The following is a 7,245-nucleotide window of genomic DNA, read 5'->3' on the forward strand; positions in this document are numbered from 1 at the left end:
TAGAGAAACAAAATAAATAAAGTATTTTTGTGCACAGCTTAAATCAAATTTACCCTCCTACGGTATCCCCCTTCTCCCCCTTTGGTGGATGCGGAGGATGAAAACCTTCGGAGGGTACGGGAATAAGCAAATCAGCGAACCTGTCCGCCATAGGAGGAACGCAAATAAGCAATAAAAAACAAATGCTTAACCCATTAAGCAAAAAATAACTAAATTTGTTTAATCAACAAAGCAATTATGGAGCATCTTGTAGAAAAATCAGAACAAAAAATCAACTGGGTAACCACTGATTTTTCTCGTAGCTTAATGCATACCATTCAATGGGATGCGCGTTTGATTGCCATCAAAGGAGCAAGGGGAGTAGGTAAAACCACCTTATTGTTGCAATACCTCAAACAGCACGTTCAAGAACCCAACAGCCGCTTGTATGTGAATTTGGACAGCCTTTGGTTTTCAGAAAATAAGCTCATTACCCTGGCAGATTGGTTTGTAAAAAGAGGGGGTCGTTATTTGTTTCTTGATGAAGTACACAAATACCCCAATTGGTCCCGGGAAATTAAAAATATCTATGACGATTACCCCGACTTACAAATTGTATTTACCGGCTCCTCTTTACTCGAAATTCTCAATGCACGGGCCGATTTAAGCAGAAGGGCAGTGAGTTATCAGTTGCAAGGACTATCGTTCAGAGAGTACATCAACCTTTCATTAAAAAAACAATTTCCCACCCTCACACTGGATGAGATCCTGCAAAACCATCAGCAAATAGCGCCACAAATACTCCAACACATCAAACCATTAAAGCATTTTTCAACCTACTTGAGCTCCGGGTATTATCCATTTTTTTTGGAACACCCCGGTCTTTACCATTCCAAAATTGAAGAAGTCGTCAATTTTATACTTGAAGTAGAACTGCCACAACTGCGACAAATGGAAACCGCTTATGTCAATAAAATAAAACAACTACTTCAAATCATCGCCACATCAGTACCATTTATGCCCAATGTGACAAAACTGAGCCAAAAAATTCAAATCAACCGCAACACCCTGGTCACTTATTTGCAGTACCTCAATGAAGCCCACATCACCAAAAACCTGTACCGTGACACCAAGGGCATCAGCAAACTTCAAAAGCCTGATAAAATCTATCTGGAAAATACCAACCTGCTCTTTGCACTAGTGGGTGAAAACACCAATACCGGAAACATCAGGGAAACCTTCTTCCTCAATCAGCTGGGGCAACAACACCCCATTGCTTATACACAAACCGGCGATTTCTTGATCAATGACACACTGACCTTTGAAGTGGGCGGTCAAAGCAAAACCACCAAGCAAATTGAAAACATACCACAAGCATTCATAGCGGCAGACGACATTGAAATTGGAACACAACAAAAAATACCCCTGTGGCTTTTTGGGTTTTTATATTAATACAGTTACAAAACGAGAATTAAAGAATGAAACATACCATACATAACACAATCACCAACCCCGAGGAAGTCATGCACGAATACGGACTTGAATGCAACTCCGAACTTGACTTGACAAGCAAGTCATTGGTAGCGGAGCGAAGCAAACTCAACAATGAGCAGATAGAAAAATTTGATGCGATTGTATTAGGCTTAGCCCACAAACAATTTTTAAACCTTTTACCTCGAACCCCTGAAAAAAGAAACCGCGATAGTCTATGACGTAAAAGGAGTTCTAGAAAATGTAGATATGAAACTATAAATAATCCGTAAAAATCCGTAAATCCCTAATAATCCGTGAATCCGTGCATTAAAAAAAATGACAGAAACCAACCGCATAGAATATAAGGAAACCCTCAAAAAAAGGCAATGGTACCCGGTTGCATTACGTGAAGCCGTGATAAACGCCTTCGTTCACAATGATTATTCACGGGAAATTGCACCAAAATTTGAACTTTTTGACGACCGTTTAGAGATTACATCCTATGGAGGTTTGCCACAGGGACTTTCTAAGGAAGAGTTCTTTCAAGGCGTATCTATACCAAGAAGTAAAGAATTAATGCATATTTATCGCGATATGGATTTAGTAGAGCAATTAGGCTCAGGTGTTCCACGTATCCTACAATCCTATGGCAAAGAATGCTTTAAATTTTCCGATAACTTTATCCGAATGAGCTTTCCGGTAAAGGAGACTACAGAAAATGTTACAGAATATGTCACCGAAAATGTCACTGAAAAAAGAAGGCTTCAAGTGGTGGAATTTATGCATAAAAACCCATCAATCACAACGGAACAATTATCTAAAATGCTGAAGGTATCAAAAAGGACAATAATTAGGGATATTGAAAAGCTGAAAAACAACAATCAAATAGAATATATAGGCCCGGCAAAAGGTGGTCATTGGAAAATTATAAAGAAATAATGCGTATTTTTAGGGATAGGAAACTGGTAGAACAATTAAGCACCGCAAACCTGCCTGCCGAAGGTAGGTAAGCAAACAAACAAACAAATCCGTGCATTAATCACAATATTTTTAATAAATTTACCTGTAATGAATCCACAGCAAAATAAACAAAATATAGACCCTGCATTATCACCCCATCTTTTTTGGGACGTAGATAGAGACAGTTTGGATATGGAAAAAAACGCTGCTTTTATGATTAAAAGGGTATTGGAATATGGCTTGTGGAACGATTGGAAAATCATTCAAAAACAGTATGGTATAGACAAGATCGCTCAAACGGCCTTAAGGTTTAGGGAACTTGAGCCCAAAAGCCTCCACTTTATTGCGGGAATTTCAGGCATACACTTAAATAAATTTAGATGTTACACTACAATACAATCGAAAAACCCACACTGGAACTTTTAAAAAAATTACAACAAACGCCTATTTTTACTGATTTGCGACTCGTGTGAGGTACATCCCTGGCACTACAGATAGGGCATAGAATTTCGGTTGATTTGGATTTGTTTGGAGATCTGGATGCAGACGAGATAGCTATAAGTAGTGCACTTAGTGGATATGGTCATGCCACCCGGTTAAGAAAAACACAAAACATTCATGTCTTTCTCATTAATGGCGTAAAAGTTGACTTGGTCAATTACCCCTATCCCTGGTTAAATGAGCTCATTGTAAAAGACAATTTAAAACTGGCAGCAATCAAAGACATTGCGGCAATGAAAATAGCAGCTGTAACCGGCAGGGGAAGTAAAAAAGATTTTGTGGATATTTATTTCCTGCTCAAACAAATGAGATTGATGGACATTCTAAATGCCTATGACAAAAAATATCTCGACGGCTCACGGTTTATGGTGCTAAAAAGCCTAATTTATTTTGAAGATGCCGAAGAAGACGAAATGCCCATGATGCTCAAGCCACTCACCTGGCAAGAGGTGAAAGACACCATCAGAAAAGAACACCGTGATTACATCAATAATGAAAACAACTGAAAATATGCAAACTCGCCTGCCGAGGTCATTGAGCGTAGTCGAAATGAAGGTAGGTAAGCTAATTTACCCTCCGCTTCGTCGCATGCTGTCGCAGAAGCTTTACCGCGTGTCGCAATAGCTTTAGCGGTGGCACAGCGTTGGCACCCTGAATCCGCATATTGGCGGAGCAAGGCGGAAGGTTCACCGTAGGAGGGTATGCGAATGTGCAGATTTGCAAAAGCGATACTTTATTTTTAAAGCATAAATTTATTATTTTTGAAAAGTGGTATAAAAAAATAGGCCCCTACTATTACTTCGGGGCCTTTACACAACAAAGTCGCTGCGGGATTAGATGGCTTTAATGATGCTTAACGCATTAAAAGCGCCACTTTTGAGGGGGTACTGTTGGTTGTTGATGGTCTGGAAAAACTCAATCAACAACAAATGAACAGCTACTCCCGTTCCTGCGGGGACGTTTGCCGGTGTCAAAGTAACGGTGGTTGCTGTCAAATCAATGGGCAGGTTAACCGTGTTACTTTGGTGCATTTCAAAAGTGCCGGTGGCAAAATCAAACTTCATAAAAGCCGACTTTATGCTAAAATGTGTAGCAAAAGAGGGTGCAAGAAGATTTGTTTTTGGGTTTAAATCTTCAATGGTCACCACACCGGTGGTTTCATTGAGTTCTACAACCGCTTTTAAAATGTTGCTCATACTTGATCTCTTATTGAAATCGAAGTTTTTGAGTAATTCAAGCACACCGGGTACAGTTGTACCAATCGCTACTTTACGCTCTCCACGCGGGGAGGTTGTGTCATAGTTTTTGATTTTGGCAAATACCCCTGTCAATCTGCTTGACATGTGCTTGTCTTTGGCAAGGCTGATCATGCTAGATGCCGCCTGCCTGAATTGTTTGGCAATTTTTGCACAATGTGCAAATTCTGCCATGTTTTCCCGCGTTCTTTCAAAAGCGGGGTCGTTTAGGATTCTGTCTTTGCTCACTCCGCCCTTTAAGCGAACTCGGAATCCTTCTTGTGTTCTTAAAAATGTCAAGTCATCTATGGTGCCTTGAATTTTTAGAGGGCCACGTTGTCGTGCCATAATTAAAGGTTTAAAAATTACTATGAAGCAAACCTACGAAACTCTGAAAACCCTTGCAAACACTGTGCTTTCATAGGTATTTGTGTGCGATTAAAGTAAGAAAACCGCATTTAAAATGCCTTACATTCCCATCCTGAAAGTTAAAGTGTTAGCGGTGGTATTTTATTTCCAAAATGTGCACTGTATTTCTTTTTTTAGCCCCCTTCAATTTTGAATAACAGCTGTTGAATGGGGTTGTATAGCATTTGTATTGAAGTGGTATTGGAGCAGTATTGGATTAATGTTGAACCCTTGTCAAAGGTAGTATTGACCGTTCAAACAATTTTTTAACTTTTCAATGAAGCGGACAAGCTGAAAGGTGAAAATATTATCACAAGCCTAATAAAGCGGGAGTTAAACGGGTGTTTGTTAATAAAATTGTTGATAACTATGACAGGTAATCGGATATTTAGTTAAAATTTGTCTTAATATTGTTTTTAGAAAGTGAACTGATTTTGTATTTCAGCTAACAGACATAAAATTTAACCAGACAGCAGACACTATGAAAAATGTTACAAACCAAAAAATGTCAGTGTTAGAAAATTAATTGGTTGTTGTTTTATCAATTTATTATTCGACACTGTGAGTACTAATCTATTGTCGAATATTAAATTGATCTAACACAATGAACAACTCATTATGTTTATCTGGCAAAGATGTAGCCAGAATCACCGGAAAATCAGTGCGCTATGGAAACAAGGTGCTGAGTACAATCAGAAAAAATCAAAGTAAGCCCAAAGGGTCGTGCATCACTTTGAGTGTATTGTGCGCCCACTTGGACATTAATTTTGAAGAGGCAGAGCGTTATTATTACAACAAAACAGCTTAGGTGCTTTAACCGCTACCAACTGTTCTTTGGCTCATTATACCTTTGCTTTGACAAGGCAGGCCTGACAATCTATACTCCAATAGTTTGTGTGTGCCCTGTAACTGCACCCCACATTTCAGCATCCTGCTTAAATTTCACCCTCCCCCCATATATAAAACGGTCAATCCTATTTAGGACTTTACACTTTACAAACCATAAACCCTAAACCTTTTTAAAAAACCAATTCCACAATCCCAAAAGAAACCTTAACTTCGCGGTATATTTTATTTTACCCTATAACTTCACGGAAAAATCCTTGGGCAACTTGGGGTTTTAGAGTGTTTGTATTGGGTATGTTTCATTTTAAAAGGGAGTTACTTGAAGAGTATAAAAAAGAATTTCATTGTCTTTGGTACACGGCCGGAAGCCATCAAAATGGCACCTCTTGTAAAGGCTTTTGAGAAGGATGCTGATTTTGACAGCGGGGTATGTGTGACCGCACAACACCGCGAAATGCCGGACCGGGTACTGGAGTTTTTTGAGATTGCTCCTTGCTATGACCTTGACCTGATGAAGCCCAACCAAAACCTGTACACCCTTACAGCTGCTATTATAACGGAGATGAAAGGGGTGCTGGAAGACTTCAAACCCGACTATGTCTTTGTGCATGGAGATACTACCACCCCTACAGTGGTAGCACCGGCAGCCTTTTATGCCGGGGCTAAAGTATGTCATGTGGAGGCAGGACTGCGCACCCAAAACAAATGGTCACCCTTCCCCGAGGAAATGAAACGGTAGATGATAAACGGATTACACGGATGATTAAAGGATTACACGGATGATAAACGGATTACGCGGATGATATGGAAGAGAAAGGTAACAAGTTGTTGTTTGAAAAAGAAACCTATACCATCATAGGGGCATGTATGACTGTGCATAGCGAGATGGGGAGTGGTTTTTTAGAATCTGTTTACCCTGTGAAATAATGATTTATTTTATTTATATATTAAGAAGCCTTAAGGATAATTATTATTATACCGGTTATACTAATAATTTAGAAAAAAGAATTAATGATCATCAGAATGGTCGAGTTCAATCAACTAAGGATTGGTTATGAAATAATATGTACAGAATTGACACAGTTATTTTATTCTTAATCAAGGCAAAATTTTCAAGCATAGCCGAAGCTATGGTTTAAAATTTTAACGCAGAGAAAGGAGAAAAGAACAAGTCAAAATGTATAGGTTATTTGGTAACAAATCCTAAACATAGAATACCGTTTGAATTAGTTTATTTTGAAGGTTGTTTAAATCAACAAGATACAACGAGAAGAGAAAAATATTTAAAGACAACGTACGGTAAAAGATATATTAAAAATCGGATTAAGAATTATATAGAATCTATTTCACAGGGTTAATCAGGAAGCATTGGAAAAAGAGTTTAAGGAACAACAGATTCCCTTTGAAAGTCAAAAAAAAACCAAACCTTTTTTATAAAGGTTCTCAATTAAAAAAATATTTCAAAGCAGACTTTGTTTGCTATAATCAAATACCGGTAGAATTAAAAAGTGCTTCATTTATGCATAAATTAAATGATGCTCAGTTGATTAACTATTTAAAAGCAACAAACTTTAAAGTAGGCCTCCTTATAAATTTTGGAGAATCAAGCCTGCAATGGAAACGCTTTGTAAACACCTACTTACACCTATGAACACAGAAAGTAATCTACAAAATCCGCGCAATCCGCAAGAATCAATGAAATCCGTGCCCAAAGTAGTTACCATAGGATTAGGCTATATAGGCCTCCCCACATCAGCCCTTATCGCTCAGCACGGTGTGCCGGTGTATGGGGTGGATATTAATCAGGAGGTTGTTGATACCATCAACGCAGGGAAAATCCATA

Annotated in this window: 10 protein-coding genes and 2 pseudogenes; 11 read left to right on the forward strand and 1 reads right to left on the reverse strand. The window is 38.6% G+C overall.

Going from position 1 to position 7,245, the window contains the following annotated elements:
* The first annotated feature begins 237 nt into the window (after positions 1-237).
* From AC6F75_RS08610 to AC6F75_RS08630, 5 genes are all read left to right on the forward strand, one after another.
* A complete protein-coding gene (locus AC6F75_RS08610; protein ID WP_500714600.1) occupies positions 238-1,431 on the forward strand; it encodes an AAA family ATPase in 1,194 nt (397 codons plus the stop codon).
* 26 nt (positions 1,432-1,457) lie between these two features.
* A complete protein-coding gene (locus AC6F75_RS08615; protein ID WP_500714601.1) occupies positions 1,458-1,691 on the forward strand; it encodes a hypothetical protein in 234 nt (77 codons plus the stop codon).
* A 97-nt stretch (positions 1,692-1,788) separates the two neighbouring features.
* Positions 1,789-2,391, forward strand: coding sequence for an ATP-binding protein (locus AC6F75_RS08620; protein WP_500714602.1), 603 nt, complete (start codon positions 1,789-1,791; stop codon positions 2,389-2,391).
* A 129-nt stretch (positions 2,392-2,520) separates the two neighbouring features.
* Positions 2,521-2,838, forward strand: coding sequence for a DUF6922 domain-containing protein (locus AC6F75_RS08625; RefSeq protein WP_500714603.1), 318 nt, complete (start codon positions 2,521-2,523; stop codon positions 2,836-2,838).
* Positions 2,839-2,894: 56 nt separating this feature from the next.
* Positions 2,895-3,419: a nucleotidyl transferase AbiEii/AbiGii toxin family protein gene (locus AC6F75_RS08630; RefSeq protein WP_500714609.1), complete on the forward strand. Its 525-nt coding sequence runs from the start codon at positions 2,895-2,897 to the stop codon at positions 3,417-3,419.
* Between the two features lie 327 nt (positions 3,420-3,746).
* On the opposite strand, the gene AC6F75_RS08635 is transcribed toward AC6F75_RS08630, so the two are convergent.
* Positions 3,747-4,496 (reverse strand): hypothetical protein, encoded by a 750-nt coding sequence (locus AC6F75_RS08635; RefSeq protein WP_500714604.1) that lies wholly within the window; start codon positions 4,494-4,496, stop codon positions 3,747-3,749.
* 664 nt (positions 4,497-5,160) lie between these two features.
* Between AC6F75_RS08635 and AC6F75_RS08640 the strand changes: the two genes are divergently transcribed.
* From AC6F75_RS08640 to AC6F75_RS08665, 6 genes and pseudogenes are all read left to right on the forward strand, one after another.
* Positions 5,161-5,364 (forward strand): hypothetical protein, encoded by a 204-nt coding sequence (locus AC6F75_RS08640; protein ID WP_500714605.1) that lies wholly within the window; start codon positions 5,161-5,163, stop codon positions 5,362-5,364.
* A gap of 366 nt (positions 5,365-5,730) precedes the next feature.
* Positions 5,731-6,138 (forward strand): annotated as a pseudogene (locus tag AC6F75_RS08645) (UDP-N-acetylglucosamine 2-epimerase); the annotation flags it as partial.
* 68 nt (positions 6,139-6,206) lie between these two features.
* A complete protein-coding gene (locus AC6F75_RS08650; RefSeq protein ID WP_500714606.1) occupies positions 6,207-6,329 on the forward strand; it encodes a GxxExxY protein in 123 nt (40 codons plus the stop codon).
* On the forward strand, positions 6,329-6,460 hold the full coding sequence (locus AC6F75_RS08655) for a GIY-YIG nuclease family protein (protein WP_500714607.1): 132 nt from the start codon (positions 6,329-6,331) through the stop codon (positions 6,458-6,460). Before AC6F75_RS08650 ends, AC6F75_RS08655 begins: the two co-directional genes overlap by 1 nt.
* Before the next feature lie 344 nt (positions 6,461-6,804).
* Entirely contained in the window at positions 6,805-7,053 is a 249-nt protein-coding gene (locus AC6F75_RS08660) for a GxxExxY protein (protein WP_500714608.1), read from the forward strand.
* 44 nt (positions 7,054-7,097) lie between these two features.
* Positions 7,098-7,245 (forward strand): annotated as a pseudogene (locus tag AC6F75_RS08665) (UDP-N-acetyl-D-mannosamine dehydrogenase); the annotation flags it as partial.

The sequence above is a fragment of the Planktosalinus sp. genome (genome assembly GCF_059864935.1).